Raw genomic sequence first — 17,149 nt, forward strand, 5'->3', positions numbered from 1 at the left:
GGTATGCTGCCGAGCTCGGCAGCATACCTATAACGTATAGAGAACTACTTCTTCACAGGGATTAGAGAGATTGCATAGCCTCCGCCCGGAGCAGACTCGAGCTTGATCTTGCTACCCTTCTTGACGGTCATTTTCTTGATTGTGTAGGCCTTGGGATTGGTAGCGTAGTGCGCACCCTTGGCATCGGCATAGATTGTCGCCGTGTATTTCTTGCCCGCATCGAGGAAGTCTAGCACGAGCGTAGACTTGTGTCCGTCGTAGCCAGCCACGTTACCTACAAACCACTTGTCTGTTCCCTTGGCCTTGCGAGCTACGGTGATGTATTCGCCCGGCTCTGCCTCTAGATATTTGCTGTCGTCCCAGTCCACGGCTACGTCCTTGATGAACTGGAAGGCATCAAGGTGCTGATCGTAGTGCTCGGGTAGGTCGGCAGCCATCTGTAGAGGGCTGTACATGGTCAGATAGCTACCGAGCTGATTGCCGATTGTAGCCTTGATCTGATTGGTATTGCCGGGATTGAGCTTCGTCATATCCGTCTCGAAGATACCGGGCGTATAGTCCATTGGGCCACCGATGAGGCGGGAGAAGGGCAGGATCGTCAGGTGGTTGCCATTGTTGCCCCCGAAGGCTTGATACTCCTGACCTCGTGCCGACTCTTGGGCGATGAGGTTGGGATAAGTACGGCTAAGGCCTGTCATGTGCACTGCCTCGTGGGCATTGACCGAGATGCCATACTTGGCAGCTTCCTTGACAGCGTAGAGATAGTGATTGACTAGAGTCTGGCCGTAGTGGTGCTCTCCACGAGGGATCATATCGCCTACATAGCCACTCTTGACGGCGCTGTAGTTATTGTCCTTCATGAACTGGTAGGCCTGATGCATATGGCGCTCGTAGTTGCGGATAGAGCCAGAGGTCTCGTGGTGCATGATGATCTTGACGCCTTTGCTCTTGGCGTAGTCACGTAGCATAGCCACATCGAAGTCTGGGTAGGGCGTCACGAAGTCGAATACATAGTCCTTAGATAGATCGAACCAGTCTTCCCAACCTACATTCCAGCCCTCTACGAGGATTGCATCGAAGCCGTGCTTGGCAGCATAGTCGATGTAGTACTTGACACGCTCGTTGTTGGCGGCGTGCTTGCCGTTGGGCTTGGCCTTGGTGTAGTCCGTCTCGCCGATCTTCACATAGGGTAGGTCGTCGGTATATGCCCAAGAGCTCTTGCCTGTGATCATCTCCCACCAGACGCCCATATACTTCGTGGGTTTGATCCAGTCGGTCGTTTCGTAGGCACAAGGCTCGTTGAGGTTGTAAGTGAGTTTGGAGGCAAGGATATCACGTGCATCTCGGCTGACAATGATTGTGCGCCAAGGTGTGTTGAAAGGGGCTGCGATATGACCACGGTCGCCCTGTGCATCGGGAGTGAGTTCTGTCTTGAGGACGAAAGTCTTGTCGTCTAGTTCTAGGTTGATCGCAGGGAAGTCGATCAAGGCTGCCTCGTGAATGTTGATGTACAGACCATTGTCGCTCTTGAGCTGCAGTGGAGTCTGTAGACCTGTCTTGGAGAATGCCTTCTGAGAGCAGTTCTCCGTATAAGCCTTGTCGAATAGGCCACGCACCTCGGAGAGGCGACTTGTGGTGTAGTCGTACTCCTGCGTGTCGTAGTCACCGGGTACCCAGAAGGCCTTCATATCCCCCGGGAGGGCAAACTCAGTGAGCTCGCGCTGCACGACAAGGAAATTCTGCTGCTTGCCCGCAGGGAACTCGTAGCGGAAGCCTAGCCCGTCGTCGTAGAGGCGGAAGCGAATAGCGATACGATTGCCCGTAGCACGCTGCTGCAGGTGTACGAGTAGCTCGTTGTAGTGGTTGCGAATCTCCTTGACTTCGCCCCAGACTGGCGTCCAAGTTTCGTCGAAGGTGGAGGTCTTGTAGTCTGTTACCTCGAAGTTCTTGTCCATCGACTGCTTGCCGTCCTTCATCTCGAAGCCCATACGGCTAGCTTTGGTCACGACAGTGCCATCGGCTAGCTTGAGGTCATAGGTGGGTTCCCCTTGACCATTGAGCTGGAAGTTCATCTCCAGCTTCTTCCCGGGCGAGCTGAGCTTCTGAGCTAGCGCCTCGTAGACCGAGGCACTCATCAGGCATAGCCCCAGTGCCATTAGTGTTACTTTCTTCATCATCTTTCTTACGTTATTAGTTATACGCTTACAATATTTCCATTTTGCTACGATCCCTTATATCTTATCAGCCGAGGATATGAGTTTTTATTTTTCTCTATATGCTTGTTTTCTATTTTCTATTTATGTAAAATAAGCCCGCAAATTTAGCGATATTTTATTATATAAACAAAATTAGGTCGAATATCTGCTAAAAATCAAGGGAGGATAGGTCTAGCGGTTGGCATCAAGGGGAGTCGCTACTGCCGAAGAAGACCACATATAATGAAGGCGGGCGTGGCCAAATAAACTCCACACCCGCCTGCTTCTTTGGAATAAAAATACAAACCTAATTGACTAAACTACTAACTCGTGAGGGCCATATATCCCTCGTGCGATATCTTACTTTAGCTCTACATCGTACGCCACCACATCTCCCGATCTAGGATAGAAGCCTCTGATGTACAGACGCTGTGAGCGTCCACGGGCTTCAAGTGTCTGGCTGACTACCTTGTTTAGGTCGCTCACCGATCTGATGGGGCGGTCGTTGGCGGTGAGGATAATGAAGCCCTCCTTGACGCCTGCCGACTTGAGTGCACCCGATGAGATGCGCTCCACCTCTACCCCATACGATAGGCCGTAGCTGCGTAGCTGCTGGCTGTCTAGGGCACGTAGCTGGGCTCCCAGTCGCTCTGCATTGCTATTTTGCTTGATGACGCCCTGACCTCCGTCTACATTTTTGAGCGTTACCTTATAGACCTTCTCCGTACCCTTACGATTGACCTTGACCTGCACGACGTCGCCGGGGCGATAGCGGCTAATCTGCTCTTGGAGCTGGCCGAAGTTGTCCACGGGAGCGTTGTTGATGGCCACAAGTACGTCCCCCTTCTCGATGCCAGCCGCTAGAGCCGCACTGATCTCGGAGAAGTCGCCTATGTAGAATCCTTTATTGACCTTTAGATTCTCCTGCTTGACGAGGTCGGCATCTACATCACGTCCAGCTACTCCGAGCAGAGCTCTCTGTACGGTGCCAAACTTCTTGATGTCTTCGACCACCTTGGCTGCCATGTTGATGGGTACGGCAAAGGAATAGCCTGCATAGTTGCCTGTCTGGGAGTAGATCATCGTATTGATCCCGATGAGTTCGCCCGCAGCATTGACCAGCGCACCGCCACTATTGCCCGAATTGACTGCCGCATCTGTTTGTATGAAAGCCTCGGCCTTGAGCTGTCCCGACGCACTTGCGCCCGTATTGCGGCTCTTGGCACTGATAATTCCTGCCGTTACAGTGCCCGTTAGGTTAAACGGATTGCCCACAGCCAGCACCCACTCGCCTAGGCGGAGCTTGTCTGAGTCGCCGAAAGGTATGGTTGGGAGTTCCTTGGCATCGATTTTCAGTAGAGCGATGTCCGTAGAGGGGTCAGTGCCGATGAGCTTGGCGTTGAAGGTACGATTGTCGTTGAGCGTTACGCTCACCTTGTCGCTATTGTCGATCACATGATTGTTGGTGATGATGTAGCCATCGTTGCTGATGATGACTCCAGAGCCATAGCCCACCACGGGGGTATTGCGGCGTTGCATACCGCTGCCACGTCCGAAGAAGAACTCAAACGGGTCAATTGCCTGCGACATACTGCTCTGCTGCTCCTTCTCTACCTTGATGTGCACCACTGCTAGCACGGAGCTCTCGGCCGCTGGGGTAAGGTCTGGGGCTGCCCCTACGGGTTTGCTCCCATGGCTGTATGCCGTATTCTGGAAGCCATAGTCTAGAGCGGTAGACTGGTGGGGGTGTATGTAGGCGATCTCGTCGAGATCATCTCTCTCGGCATCCATAACCAATACCGTAGTGGCAGAGGCCACCACACTCACAGCTACCAAGGCACTACCATATGCCAAATTTTTCCATAGTTTCTTCATATCTGCTTACTAAATGGTTGTTATTTCTATCTTGATATTACTTCTGATAAACGCAGCCTATTCGGCTACTATTGTCTTAATAACAAAAAACACAGCGAAATTCCCACAGGCTCCCTCCAGAGCCTCGTCAAACAACATTCGGAGTGGGGGTATGCTCTCCCCTCCGCAGATTTATATTTTCGAGCAGTTTTCAGAATGTTGTTGGGAAGATCTCCTGCCGACGGGCCGAAAAAGAGAAGAGGGCGTATTTGCCTCCTAAGGGGCTCTAGAAGCCGCTCGCCCTCATTCTGGCACTTGGTACTAGACGGATGAAAATACCCCTCTAGAAACGCCTCTTTGTAATTCTTTATTAATTAGATTGATAGTATCTCCGAGTGGGCCCTTCTAGCCAAGTGACGCGGATTTTGGGGCATTTCTTCCCACCAATTTCTTCAGATTAGTGGACATATCGCTGGGTATTGGTCCATCAATCCCCAAAAAACTCTCTGAGTTTCTCCGCAAGAGTGAAGCAATTCCCCCACAAAATGCCGCTCCATTCGTCCGAATTTAAGGTTAGGTTATTTACATACTTTAACTAAAAATGCGAAAGGTCAATTTCTAGGCTCGAGGATTTTTAGCCCAGTCATCTGGTACTGCACCCAGAGTGCCCAAGCCCACAGATAGATGTGCGCTATTTTATAATGTACAAGCTGCTGTGCTCCGCTCTGCTCTCGATTTCCGCAATCCTTGCATCTTACGCCTTCTAAGACACCTTAAAATTAAAAGGGGCTGTGCCAAAAATGAATTTGACACAGCCCCGAAGCAGTCTAGAGGCGCCCCGATGCTAGGTGTGGCGCCTTACTTGTCTATATGGAGTTTGACGGAGGTATTCCCCTTATTGGGGTGTACTAGTGTGATGATGTATGCCCCTTGCGTTAGTGATTGAGGCAGTAGGCAGACGCCCTCGGTGTTGCTCTCGCCTTGGAAGCATAATATCCCTTGGGTATCGTAGACGGAGATCTGACAGCCCGAGGCTGAGGTGTATAGTGCTCTGGTGCTAGCCTGATAGCCTCCGAAGAGGTTTGCTTCTCTAGGTTGCACCTCCTCTATAAATGTGCCGAAAGGCTTCTTGAAGACCAAATAGCTATTGCGTGCATTATGTTCCTCACTTTGCCCAAGACCAAAGAAAGTTATCACTAGCCCTCCTCGAGAGCGTGTGGGATAGCCCGGTAGTGTGACTTCCTTTTTCTCTCCTGTAAGATCGTCGATGCTCTCGTAGGTAAAATCTTTCTTGAGGTCTCTACCACACCGTGCCGATAGCCATTTGAGGAAGGCTTGAGGCTTCTTAGTGGCGAGCGACCATACAGACGAGCCACCGATGGGAGGAGCCCCAGTAAAGCAAAATAGGTGTTGGCCTCCCCAAACATCTACAGCACAGTAGCCTTCCATATCCCGTATGATTTGTGCTTCGGACTTGCGTAGGTCGTAGAGTAAGGGATACTCTTTCGTGTACGTTTCGTCGTCTTCTGCTTGACGAACTGCCCCACAGATGAAGTTGCCATCGCTAGAGAATTGTAGCTTCTTGGAGAAGAATGAAACCGTTTTGGTTCGTGCGAGTACTTTCTTCGCCCACTCTTGGGCTGCTTTGTGGTAGGCTTGCAGTTGCTCTTGATACTTGGGGTCGGTATCGGGTACTGTGATGTAGTCTTTTTCCTGAGGTTTTGGTCCGGGTTTGGGGGCTTGCAGGTTGAAGAAAAGGTCATCGAGCATACCCTCGAAGTGGTAGTTGCCTTCGCTGTCTCGTACCCAGCGTACTAGTCGGTGAAACATGCCATGCCAGTCCACTTGTACTCCATAGACGATGGAGCCGTCCTCTGCGCAGAAGCGTGCTTGGGTGTACTGTGCTTCTCCCCCGAGTAGATCCTCCTTGGGGGCAGGTAGCTCCTCGACTACATAGGTGCCCGCATCGCTGCGGCTGATGATGGCCGGCAAGACATGATAGCCCCCATTAGAGAGGTTGGCAATAATATATTGGGTGTTGGAGGTCGCATAGATGGGACCAACGTAGGGATAGTCTGCTTTTGGCGAGGTGAAGGACTTGACCTGCGTACTACCCTTGGGTAGAATACCACCGCTATTCTGATTGACGAAAACTACAGCATCACCACTATCCCAGACATAGATGACACGTGTGCCAGTGCTCGGTATGGTGTACTGCTTGCTCTCTCTGTCGTAGATAAAAGAGCTGTCGAAGCTATATCCAAAGATGTAGCGGCCTTGGTCGGAGGCACCCTGTACGGGGCATTTATAGGCTTCGTCGTGATCTAGGACAATCGGCCCCTCTGCGATAGGGTCCTCCATTGCTCGTAGCGAAGAGGTCGGCTGTAGGCGTGACATGGATATTTGTGCGTTTAGATCTAAACCTCCAGAGCATAGGAGTAGGGAGGTTATCAGCAGGGCTTGTGCCAGCGAGGCGTAGCGGCTCATCCCTTGGTGCAGTTCTTTGTTCATAATGTAGTTGATTATTGTTTGGCTATTTGGGGTAGTCCTTGCCACTAGCTCTCTCGTAGGCGTGGCACGGTACCTCAGTGCTGTTCCTTTTGGCTTGGGCTCTAGCTATGCGCTTGCTCTGCATCGTACTAGAGGTCTCTAAGTAGTGCCAAAATCTAAGTTTTGCCTCTCTATCTTACTCTTGTTTGGGCTTGTGTGTCAGTGGCAAGGCTTCGCTCGACATTCCCCTAGACACCAGCCTCTGCTATATCTCTTTGTTTTCAGCCCTACTCATATAATATAGGTGTGTCAAATCCTATTTAATAATGGTAACCCAAAGCACTGCTCCAGCACTGGCGGAGGGCAGGCTACACTCCCTCGGCTAGACATGGACCATATGGTGCCATTATGCTCCCTCAATCACAGCCCAACACGGCTCTGTCTATAAGACAAAAAGACCAAGTCTGTGTCCTGCGATTGCCTCAAAGGTAGCAAATTAGCCAACAAAACAATAAAATATATGAAATCATATAAATTATCCGTAATGAAGGGTTTGGCCGATACGCCGAGGTCCTAAGTCTTCAGACGTCCGATACAGCTTTCGTATGACGGAGAAATGGAGTAACTTTGCTCATCACTTGATTTATTGTGTGAATGGAAGTTACCTTCTCGATAAAATATAAGGCTAATTGGGGGCATAAGCTGTGTATCAGCGGTTCGACTACGGAGCTTGGTAGCTGGGACGAAGACAAAGCGATTGAGCTACAAGCAGAGGGTGAGGAGCTGTGGACAGGCCGTGTCCTCGTCGATGGACGTAGAAAAGATCTATCGTACTACTATCTAGTCAAGGATCAGTCTGGTCAAGTGCTCCGCCGTGAGTGGAAGCGCATGCACCGCCTCCAGATCAAAGAACCATTCCGCACGATACACATGGACGACCACTGGATCAATCGTCCGCCCAATTCCCCCTTCTACAGCTCTGCTTTCTATGACGTGCTTTTTAGGCACGAGGAGGAGAGTAGTACGATCGTCAAGCGAAGTCTAGAGGTCAGCGAGAAACTTATCTTTCAGATCTACGCCCCCACGGTTCCACGTGGGCATCAGCTCTATCTCTCGGGCTCGACGGCTCAGCTAGGAGGCTGGGATATACACAAGGCCGTGCAGATGTCCTACTTGGGCAAGGGTGAGTGGTATGCTAGCATCGTGCTAGACAGAGCAGCATTGCCGAGCCGTGATGTGTGGTTCAAGTTTTTCATGGCAGAGGACGCTCGTGGGCATATCCGCTGGGAAGCTCGGGACAATCGGCAGTTTACCCTGCCCTCTCATGGTTGCTATGATGCGATCTATCTCTCGGGTATGAGCTTCGAGGAGGGCGACTATAGGCCTCACTTCTCAGGCAGTGTGGCACCTCTCTTCTCGCTCAGAGGGAGGAGTGACTGGGGAGTAGGCGACTTCGGGACCTTGCGTTTGGCCATAGACTGGGCGGCAGGAGCCAAGCAGCATGTACTACAGCTGCTACCTATCAATGACACGACCTACTACCGAGATTGGCGAGATTCGTATCCCTACAATGCGATCTCGGTCGATGCACTACACCCTATCTATCTCGATATATCAGCTCTAGCCCCTCTCAAGGACAGGGAGCTACAGCGCCACTTCGAGGAGCGTGCGGCTCAGCTGCGTATGAGCCCTACGCTACTCTACCCCGAGGTCATGGCACTCAAAGAAGAGTATCTGCGTCTGCACTACGAGGATCATGGCGCTATGCTGATGCGTAAGAAACCTTTCCGGGACTTTGTGCTTCAGCATGCCGAATGGCTCGTCCCCTATACGGCGTTTTGTCTGTTGCGTGACCTCAACGAGGGGCAGGCGCATGAGCAGTGGGGGCAATATGCTTGCTACAATCGCATCGCCATTGCTCAGCTACTAGATAGTGATGAGCATCGTCGGCGAGCAGGGTACTATAAGTATCTACAATATCTGCTTAGCGAGCAGCTGTTGCAGGCCCGGGCCTATGCCGAGGATCGAGGCGTTCTGCTCAAGGGTGATATCCCGATCGGGGTGGCGCCACAGAGCGTCGAGACGTGGGTGCACCCAGAGCTATTCCACCTTGGCCGATCGGCAGGTGCTCCGCCCGATGACTTCGCCGAGGACGGACAGAACTGGGGCTTCCCTACTTACAATTGGGAGGTAATGTATCGGGACAATATGCTCTGGTGGCGTAGACGCTTCGAGCGTATGTCGGCATACTTCAAGTCTTTCCGTATCGACCATATTCTAGGTTTCTTCCGTATTTGGGAGATTCCACGGACTCAGTACTCGGGGCTACTTGGACACTTTACACCAGCCTATCCGCTCTGTGGCAATTTCTGGGTTAAGCAATTTGCCCTGCTTGGTAGCCTAGAAGCCCTGATATATCCTTGCGTTCATGCAGAAGATCTGCAAGAGCTCTTCCCTCGTAGAGTCAAAGAACTTGTGGCATCGGGGCTTGTTATCCCCATAGAGCGAAGTAAATTTTATAGACTGAGCTACACTCAGCAGAGCGCCTATGCAAGTCTTCCTGTGGAGCGCATTCCGGGAGGAGAAACTACAAGAGCCTTGCTCATCGAGCTGTGCAAAGAGATTGCATTGGTCGAGGATATGAATCAGCCCGGCTCCTATCATCCACGCATCGCTTTCGACAAAACGAAGCTCTACAAGCGTTGGAGCCTTGAGGCTCGTAGGTTGTGGGACAAAATCAATCATCACTACTATTACGAGGTGCACAACGAGCTGTGGAAGCGTACCGCAACCCAGCGCCTAATCCCCCTACTCGAGAGTACGGATATGCTCGTCTGTGCCGAGGATCTAGGTATGATCCCCGCTTCCGTCCCCGAGGTCTTGGACGAATTGCAGATCCTTACCCTCGATTTGGAGCGTATGCCCAAGACGCCAACAGCTACGGGTTTAGTACCCATGCACTCCATTCCCTATCTGTCGATTTGCACAACCTCTACGCACGATATGGCGCCCCTGCGTCTGTGCTGGACACAGCTGAGTCGAGAGCAGAGGGAGCATTATCTGGCGAATCAACTACCTCACTCGGGGCTATGGGCCGAGGCGCCCGTAGCCGAGGTCATGGAGCGTATCGTTCGTGCTCACCTCTCTTCGCCTGCTATGTTTGTCGTTTTGCCCATAGCGGACTGGATGGCCATAGACAGCCGACTTCATCTGCTCGCCCCCGAGGACGAACAAATCAATCACCCCGAGGATCCACATCAGAAGTGGGCCTATCGTCTGCCGGTCTGCCTAGAAGATATGATGGATCGGCACGCAGACTGGAGCAGCCGCATCGCTCAGATGCTCTGCGATACACATAGAGATTAGACCAATGATAGAACGTATCTACGTACTAGAGGAGGCTGACGTACAGCAGTTCGTCGGAGCGAACAAAGTAAATCTCATCACGCTCTCCAACCTCTTCCCTCGCTGTCGGCTAGTGCTGCACGGCAATGTGATCAAAGTGCTCGCAGCTCAGCCCGAGGCCGAGCGCATTCTCTCTGCTCTTGAGCGGCTCGAGGGGATTTGTGTGCGCTACAATCAGCTTACCGAGGCGCAGATTATAGAGGTGGTCAAAGGGGGCGACACTACCAGCGAGAGCGAAGAACAAGCACCGAGTAACACCATTATCTATGGCTTACACGGCAAACCTATCTGCGCTCGTGGCGAAAACCAAAAGCGTATGGTGCGGCAGTTCGATAGCTGTGACTTGACTTTTGCTATTGGACCTGCGGGCTCGGGCAAAACGTTTATCGCCATCTGTTTGGCGGTGAAAGCCCTCAAGAATAAGCAGGTGCGTCGCATCATTCTCTCTCGTCCTGCCGTAGAGGCTGGCGAGAAGCTTGGGTTCCTCCCCGGAGAGATGAAGGATAAGTTGGACCCCTATCTGCAACCACTCTACGATGCTCTAGGCGAACTAATCCCTGCCCCTAAGCTCAAAGATCTCCTAGACACAGGCATTATCCAGATTGCTCCGCTTGCCTTTATGCGTGGGCGTACGCTCAGCGATGCCGTTGTGGTACTAGACGAGGCACAGAATACCACCCCACAGCAGATGAAGATGTTCCTCACACGCCTTGGCAACAATGGCAAGATGATCGTCACGGGCGACACCACTCAGATAGACCTGCCCCGTGGAGTGAAGTCTGGACTCAAAGACGCCACTGAGAAGTTAGCGGAGGTCGCAGGTATCAGCTTCATTCGCTTTTCCAAAACGGACATTGTCCGCCACCCACTCGTCGAGCGTATCGTTGAGGTCTACGACAACGCCGATAGACGAGAAATACAGACGTATAACGATACTAATAACTAAGATTTGCGATGAATAAGACTTTAACAACAACCAACTTCCACCTTCCCGGTCAGACGGGCGTCTACCACGGCAAGGTGCGTGACGTATATTTCCTTGAGCAGGGGCTAGTGGCTATGGTAGCTAGTGACCGCATCTCTGCTTTCGACGTGGTACTCCCCGAGGGGATACCCTACAAGGGGCAAGTGCTGAACCAGATCGCTACCTACTTCCTAGAGGCAACCAAAGACATCGTGCCCAACTGGCTTATCTCTACGCCAGACCCAATGGTTTCGCTTGGTCATCGCTGCGAACCATTTAAGGTGGAGATGGTGATCCGCGGCTACCTCACTGGTAGTGCTTGGCGTGCCTACAAGGCTGGCGAGCGCAGCATCTGTGGGATTACTCTGCCCGACGGTATGCGTGAGGACGAAGCCTTCCCTACACCAATCATTACCCCAACGACTAAGGCCGATGAGGGGCACGACGAAAATATCTCACGAGAGGAAATCATCGCTCAAGGTATCGTCACGGAGGAAGACTACAAACAACTCGAGCAATACACCTACGCCCTCTTCGCACGTGGCCAAGAGATGGCTCGTGAGCGTGGGCTAATCCTCGTAGACACGAAGTACGAATTTGGCAAGAAGGACGGCAAGATCTATCTGATCGACGAGATCCACACGCCCGACTCGTCCCGCTATTTCTATGCCGATGGCTATGCAGAGCGCTTCGAGAGTGGTCAGCCGCAGAAACAACTGTCCAAAGAGTTTGTGCGCCAATGGCTCATCGAGCAAGGCTTCCAAGGACGTGAGGGCGATCAGGTGCCAGAGATGACGCCAGAGTACTGCCAGAGTGTATCGGAGCGATACATCGAGCTGTACGAACAGGTGACAGGTCGCCCCTTCGTTAAGGCAGACAGCGAAGATATCGCACAGCGCATTGAGCGAAATCTAAGGGAGGCACTTAGATGATTACACCCTACAAGGACGAAGCGCCCAAGGTGGAGCAGGTGCAGCGTATGTTCAATCGTATCGCACCTACCTACGATCGCCTCAACCGCATCATATCGCTTGGCTTAGACAAGAGCTGGCGTAAGCAAGTGCTCGCACTACTCGAGCCATACAAGCCTAGCAAGGTACTTGATGTGGCTACTGGAACAGGCGATTTGGCCATCGAGCTGGTCACTGCTATCCCTAGCATCGAGGAGGTGCTAGGGGTAGATATATCGGAGGAGATGATGCGTGTGGGCAAAGACAAGGTGCACTCGCTCGGCTTGGACGAGCGAATTAGTTTTGCTCGTGAGGACTGTACGGCGCTTTCTCTGGAGGATAATTCGTTCGATGCGGTGACGATCGCCTTCGGTATCCGCAATTTTGACGATATCCCTCGTGCCGCCAAGGAGATTTACCGAGTGCTTCGCCCCGGCAAGCCCGTAGTGATCCTTGAGCTAACCGAGCCTGAGAACCTCATCATGCGTATGGGATACAAGCTCTATGCTGGCCACTTCATACCGCTAGTGGGGCGCCTCATCTCGGACGACGACAGAGCCTACAAATACCTCCCTGAGTCTATCGCTGCCGTCCCACAGAGGAAGGCAATGACGAGGATCCTTGAGGAGGCTGGCTTCGGCACTGCCTACTACCAGTCTCTAACCCCCGGTACTTGCGCTATCTATGTTGGCATCAAATAATCCAAAACAATTTGGCCTGATTGGCTATCCGCTGGGACATTCCTTCTCAGCGGATTTTTTTTCTCAGCTCTTTGAGCGTGAGCATATAGCTGCCTATTATACGCCTTATGAGCTTAGTTCGATCGACTTGCTCGGCCCTCTGCTTCAGAAGCAGACCAATCTCTACGGGCTCAATGTTACTTCGCCCTACAAAGAGGCTGTAGTCGAGTATGCCACGGAGCTATCGGCAGAGGTTGTCGCCACTGGGGCAGCCAATGTGCTGCACATACGCCGAGATGCTCGTGGGCAGGTCAAGCATATTGCTGCACACAATACAGATATCATTGGCTTTAGGGACTCTCTATTGCCCTATTTGCCCGATCTAAGTGGTGCAAAGGCTCTGATACTCGGCACGGGTGGAGCAGCCAAAGCTGCCTCCTATGCCCTTGAGCAGCTCGGGATTGATGCCTGCCTTGTCAGTCGCTCGCCTCGAGAGGGGACCATAGGCTACGACAGTATAGAGGCGTATCTGCCAGAGGCTAGGTTGATCGTGCAGGCCACGCCAGTGGGGTTGCGCTGCGGAGAGGTGGTTCTATTCCCCTACGAGAAGCTCACGGATCGGCACCTCTGCTATGATCTGATCTACAATCCGAGCGAAACGGGTTTCCTTGCCGAGGCCAAGAGGCAAGGGGCACAAACTAAAAACGGATTGGAGATGCTCCACAAGCAGGCCTTGGCGGCTTGGGAGATTTGGCAAACTCCCTAAGACTAAGGATTAAATCGTCCGAACAAAAAGCATAAAATACCTACAATTGGGGATACTTGATGCTCTGATGATGCTATACCTTTGCCTAGTAGAAATCAAATTAGTTAATTATCCTAACCAACAACATCTCTCAAAATGAAAAAAATCGGTGTTTTTTATGGGTCATCTACTGGCTCTACTTCCGAGCTTGCACAGCGTATCGCCAAGGCTGTAGGTGCAGAAGCTCATTGCTATGACGTTGCCAACGCTAGCGCATCTGATGCAGCAGAGTTCGAGGTACTATTGCTCGGGAGCTCTACATGGGGTATCGGCGAGCTACAAGACGACTTCGCTGGTTTCTTGCCCGATCTAGCTGCTCAGGATCTCAGCGGCAAGGCTGTAGGTCTATTTGGCTGCGGTGATGCAGATAGCTATCCAGACTCATTCTGCGAAGCTCTCGCCGAAATCAAGCAGGAGCTATCCGGCTCAGGCTGTCGCTTCATCGGGGCTTATACGCCAGAGGGATATAGCTACGATGCTACTCGCTGCGAAGAAGACGGCAAGCTCATCGGTCTATGTATCGACGATGTTAATCAGTCTGATATGACAGAGGAGCGCATTCAGATCTGGCTAACAGCCATGAAGGGCGATCTCTAGTAGTCTGCTACTCCAACTCCATTCAATAAACAGGGCTGTGTCGAGGCAATTGCTTCGGCACAGTCTTTTTTTGTGTTGATGCTTCGTTTGTCATCTTTTTGGTTAAGAAGTGTAAAGGAATTATTCAAGGTTTTTAGATAATACCAAGGTGTTTTGTGAAGGCTTCTGAGGCTTGGCAGGAGGATTGATGGGAAGATTTATTCGGTTTGGAGGACTAATCCCCCAAGGTGTATCCACTAATCCAAAAAGATTGATGGGAAGAAATCCGGAGAAGTTGGTTAGTTGCTCATAGAAATGCTTGCTTGATATTCTTATAAATTTGATTATCAAATATTTATTTTGGACTTGTTTAAGCAGGGTCTTTTCGCCTAGCTAGGTCGAGTACCCCAAACGCAGACCAACGCAACCTAGAGCCTGCTAGAGGGCAGGAGCGAGGTCTGCCCCTTTTGTCCCTGCTCACAGACCTCTGTCTTGCAGAGGCTGCAAACGTAATACCTAAATGTAAATTTATGTATTCGGTTAGTGGGATAGCCCTAATCTGAGGGCAATGGTGTAATTTTGTCCCTCAGCATCTTGGACAGCACCAAGAGTGCCAATCATTAAGACTTTAGCAATTTAGATGATAGCCCCAGAGGTTTACCCCAATAATTTTAGACAAAAAATAGGCTTCGACGAAGTCTGTCAGCTTCTCTCCGCTCTCTGTTCTGGTCAACTTGGCCGTGGTTTGGTCGAGGGGCTACAGGCCGACACAGAGCAGAGCGCCATACAGCTAGCCCTAGATGAGGCTGGCGAGATGCTCGCTGTGCTACGGGCAGGGCAGAGTATCCCCTCGCTCAATCTGGCAGATTGCCGAGAGGCACTACACCGCATTCGCCCAGATCGCACCTATCTCGAGGAGGCCGAGCTGCTAGATCTCGCACAGATGCTAGATGCTTTGCATGCCCTGCATCGCTTCTTTACCCAAGAGCATACGACAGGGACGATAGAGGACGATAGTCTGGCCTATGAGTACCCTCGACTGGGTGCTAGGCTCAAGCGTGCGCCAGTATTCCCCAAGATTGAGCAAAACATTCGTTTGCTGTTTGACCGAGAAGGGCGTATTAAGGACAATGCAAGCCGTGAGCTACTGCGTATCCGTCGCGAGCTGATGGAAACGGAGCGAAGCCTATCGGGTACACTACAACGCATCTTGCGTGCAGCACGTACAGAGGGCTGGGTAGAGGCCGATGTGCAGCCAGCTCTGCGTGATGGGCGATTGGTGATCCCCGTATCGCCACAGCACAAGCGTAAGATCAAGGGGATTGTCCACGATGAGTCTGGCACGGGTAAGACAGTCTATGTAGAGCCCGTGGAGCTTGTAGAGGCCAACAACCGTATTCGTGAACTCGAGGGCGAGGAGCGCCGAGAGGTTGTGCGTATCCTCACCGAGGTTGCCTCCAAGATACGTCCCAATATCAACCACCTGCTCAGTGCCTACGAGCTAGTGGCTCATCTCGATTTAGTCCTCGCTAAGGCTCGCTGGGCTGTGGAGGTTGAGGGGCTATGCCCTAGAGTTGATGCCCAGCCCTGCCTAGAGTGGTATGTCGCACGTCACCCGCTGCTGCAGCGTAGCCTGCGCTCCTCGGGGCGAGAGATCGTCCCCCTCGATATCAAACTCAGTCCAGACGAGGGGCGTATTCTCATCATCTCTGGCCCTAATGCAGGGGGTAAATCTGTTTGCCTCAAGACCGTGGGGCTCCTACAATATATGCTTCAGTGTGGTATCCCGGTACCTATGGGCGACCACTCTCGGGTCGGGATTTTCAAGCACTTCTTCATTGACATAGGCGATGAGCAGAGCATCGAGGACGATCTGAGTACGTATAGCTCTCATCTGTCTAATATGAAACACTTTGAACGACATAGCGATGCCACTACGCTCCTCTTGATTGATGAGTTTGGTGGTGGTACCGAGCCTACGATAGGCGGGGCAATCGCTCAAGCTCTGCTAGAGCGCTTCAATGCCGAGGGGGCGTATGGCGTCATCACCACGCACTACCAGAACCTCAAGACCTTCGCCGAGGATACCCCCGGGCTCGTCAATGGAGCGATGCTCTACGATCGCCACCACCTGCAACCCCTTTTTCGCCTCTCGATTGGTCGCCCGGGCAGCTCCTTCGCCATAGAGATCGCCCGCAAGATCGGACTGTCGGAGGCAGTAATCGCCCGTGCTAGTGAGTACGTAGGCTCGGACTATATTGATATGGACAAGTACTTGCAGGATATTATCCGAGATAAGCGCTACTGGGAGCAGAAGCGCCTGAATATCCGCAAGGAAGAGAAGAAACTACAAGATGCCGCAGAGCGATATAGCCTAGAGGCAGACGAAACGCAGAGAGCTAGACGTGCTGTCCTTGCCGAGGCGAAAAAAGAAGCAGAGCGCATCGTCCAAGAGGCCAACAGTCGTATCGAGCGAACCATCAGAGAGATCAAGGAAGCCGAGGCGGAGCGTGAGCGTACACTTAGTCTAAGGGCGGAGCTCAAGAGCTATCAAGATAGTCTACAAGAGGTCGAGCAGGAAGACCTGCAGGCCAGTGAGCGGGCCAAGCGAGAGGTCGAGAAGCTCCTGCGCCGACGAGAGCGTAAGGCCAAGGGCGAGAGCAAGAAGGGGCAGAGCGTTGGCCTAGGTCTCAGAGCCGCCAGTGAGCAGGCACGAGAGCATCGCCTACAAGACAAGGCACGTAGCCTGCAGGAGGGCGACTTAGTGCGCCTAGAGGGGCAGCGCAGCCTCGGGACAGTCCTCTCTGTAGATAAGCGTGAGGCAGTCGTGGCTCTCGGTATGCTCAAGATGACTGTTCCACTCGATCGGCTACATCTGGCTAGTGAAGAAGAGATTAAGCAGGTAGGGCAGAGCCTCAAGACCCCTGTTCGCAGTACCTCTGCTGGCAAGTCCGTCATCGATCAGATCCATGAGAAGCGGTTGCACTTCAAACAAGATCTTGACCTCAGAGGCCTCAGAGCAAGCGAGGCGATCGATGCAACAGCCTACTTTATCGATGATGCTCTACAGCTAGGTATGAGCCGTGTGCGCATTCTGCATGGTACGGGTACGGGAGCTCTGCGTGAAGCAGTGAGAGGTTACCTGAGCGGTGTGCCCGGTGTGCGCCGTTATGCCGACGAGCATGTGCAGCTCGGTGGGGCTGGGATTACGGTTGTAGATTTGGATTAGA

At 52.3% G+C, this 17,149-nt stretch carries 10 protein-coding genes; 7 read left to right on the forward strand and 3 right to left on the reverse strand.

Going from position 1 to position 17,149, the window contains the following annotated elements; translation table 11 throughout:
- Positions 1–44 precede the first annotated feature (44 nt).
- From HQ41_RS04320 to HQ41_RS04330, 3 genes are all read right to left on the reverse strand, one after another.
- Positions 45–2,174 (reverse strand): glycoside hydrolase family 97 protein, encoded by a 2,130-nt coding sequence (locus HQ41_RS04320; RefSeq protein ID WP_044188471.1) that lies wholly within the window; start codon positions 2,172–2,174, stop codon positions 45–47.
- A gap of 381 nt (positions 2,175–2,555) precedes the next feature.
- The gene (locus HQ41_RS04325) at positions 2,556–4,070 is read right to left on the reverse strand and encodes a Do family serine endopeptidase (protein ID WP_044188406.1); all 1,515 of its coding nucleotides are present in this window, start codon (positions 4,068–4,070) and stop codon (positions 2,556–2,558) included.
- A gap of 837 nt (positions 4,071–4,907) precedes the next feature.
- Complete coding sequence (locus tag HQ41_RS04330; RefSeq protein WP_044188408.1) at positions 4,908–6,560, reverse strand: hypothetical protein; 1,653 nt, start codon at positions 6,558–6,560, stop codon at positions 4,908–4,910.
- A 633-nt stretch (positions 6,561–7,193) separates the two neighbouring features.
- Between HQ41_RS04330 and HQ41_RS04335 the strand changes: the two genes are divergently transcribed.
- The 7 genes from HQ41_RS04335 (at position 7,194) to HQ41_RS04365 (ending at position 17,148) form a co-directional block, all read left to right on the forward strand.
- Entirely contained in the window at positions 7,194–9,905 is a 2,712-nt protein-coding gene (locus HQ41_RS04335) for a 4-alpha-glucanotransferase (protein ID WP_044188410.1), read from the forward strand.
- A 4-nt stretch (positions 9,906–9,909) separates the two neighbouring features.
- Positions 9,910–10,890, forward strand: coding sequence for a PhoH family protein (locus HQ41_RS04340; RefSeq protein WP_044188413.1), 981 nt, complete (start codon positions 9,910–9,912; stop codon positions 10,888–10,890).
- A gap of 8 nt (positions 10,891–10,898) precedes the next feature.
- On the forward strand, positions 10,899–11,840 hold the full coding sequence (locus HQ41_RS04345) for a phosphoribosylaminoimidazolesuccinocarboxamide synthase (RefSeq protein ID WP_044188416.1): 942 nt from the start codon (positions 10,899–10,901) through the stop codon (positions 11,838–11,840).
- Positions 11,837–12,559 carry a bifunctional demethylmenaquinone methyltransferase/2-methoxy-6-polyprenyl-1,4-benzoquinol methylase UbiE gene (gene ubiE, locus HQ41_RS04350; protein WP_044188419.1) on the forward strand — a complete coding sequence of 241 codons (723 nt, stop codon included), beginning with the start codon at positions 11,837–11,839 and terminating at the stop codon, positions 12,557–12,559. Before HQ41_RS04345 ends, ubiE begins: the two co-directional genes overlap by 4 nt.
- Positions 12,543–13,304, forward strand: a complete 762-nt coding sequence (locus HQ41_RS04355) for a shikimate dehydrogenase (RefSeq protein ID WP_044188422.1) — start codon at positions 12,543–12,545, stop codon at positions 13,302–13,304. The genes ubiE and HQ41_RS04355 overlap by 17 nt, the downstream gene beginning before the upstream one ends.
- Positions 13,305–13,439: 135 nt before the next feature.
- Positions 13,440–13,940, forward strand: coding sequence for a flavodoxin (locus HQ41_RS04360; RefSeq protein ID WP_044188424.1), 501 nt, complete (start codon positions 13,440–13,442; stop codon positions 13,938–13,940).
- A 619-nt stretch (positions 13,941–14,559) separates the two neighbouring features.
- Entirely contained in the window at positions 14,560–17,148 is a 2,589-nt protein-coding gene (locus HQ41_RS04365) for an endonuclease MutS2 (protein WP_044188426.1), read from the forward strand.
- Position 17,149: the final 1 nt, after the last annotated feature.

The sequence above is a fragment of the Porphyromonas sp. COT-290 OH860 genome (genome assembly GCF_000768935.1).
Lineage (GTDB): Bacteria > Bacteroidota > Bacteroidia > Bacteroidales > Porphyromonadaceae > Porphyromonas.

Coding starts and splice junctions, on each gene's coding strand:
- HQ41_RS04320 (WP_044188471.1), bottom strand. CDS start 2,174: ATGAAGAAAGTAACACTAATGGCACTGGGGCTATGCCTGATGAGTGCC.
- HQ41_RS04345 (WP_044188416.1), top strand. CDS start 10,899: ATGAATAAGACTTTAACAACAACCAACTTCCACCTTCCCGGTCAGACG.
- HQ41_RS04360 (WP_044188424.1), top strand. CDS start 13,440: ATGAAAAAAATCGGTGTTTTTTATGGGTCATCTACTGGCTCTACTTCC.
- HQ41_RS04330 (WP_044188408.1), bottom strand. CDS start 6,560: ATGAACAAAGAACTGCACCAAGGGATGAGCCGCTACGCCTCGCTGGCA.
- HQ41_RS04365 (WP_044188426.1), top strand. CDS start 14,560: ATGATAGCCCCAGAGGTTTACCCCAATAATTTTAGACAAAAAATAGGC.
- HQ41_RS04325 (WP_044188406.1), bottom strand. CDS start 4,070: ATGAAGAAACTATGGAAAAATTTGGCATATGGTAGTGCCTTGGTAGCT.
- ubiE (WP_044188419.1), top strand. CDS start 11,837: ATGATTACACCCTACAAGGACGAAGCGCCCAAGGTGGAGCAGGTGCAG.
- HQ41_RS04355 (WP_044188422.1), top strand. CDS start 12,543: ATGTTGGCATCAAATAATCCAAAACAATTTGGCCTGATTGGCTATCCG.
- HQ41_RS04340 (WP_044188413.1), top strand. CDS start 9,910: ATGATAGAACGTATCTACGTACTAGAGGAGGCTGACGTACAGCAGTTC.
- HQ41_RS04335 (WP_044188410.1), top strand. CDS start 7,194: ATGGAAGTTACCTTCTCGATAAAATATAAGGCTAATTGGGGGCATAAG.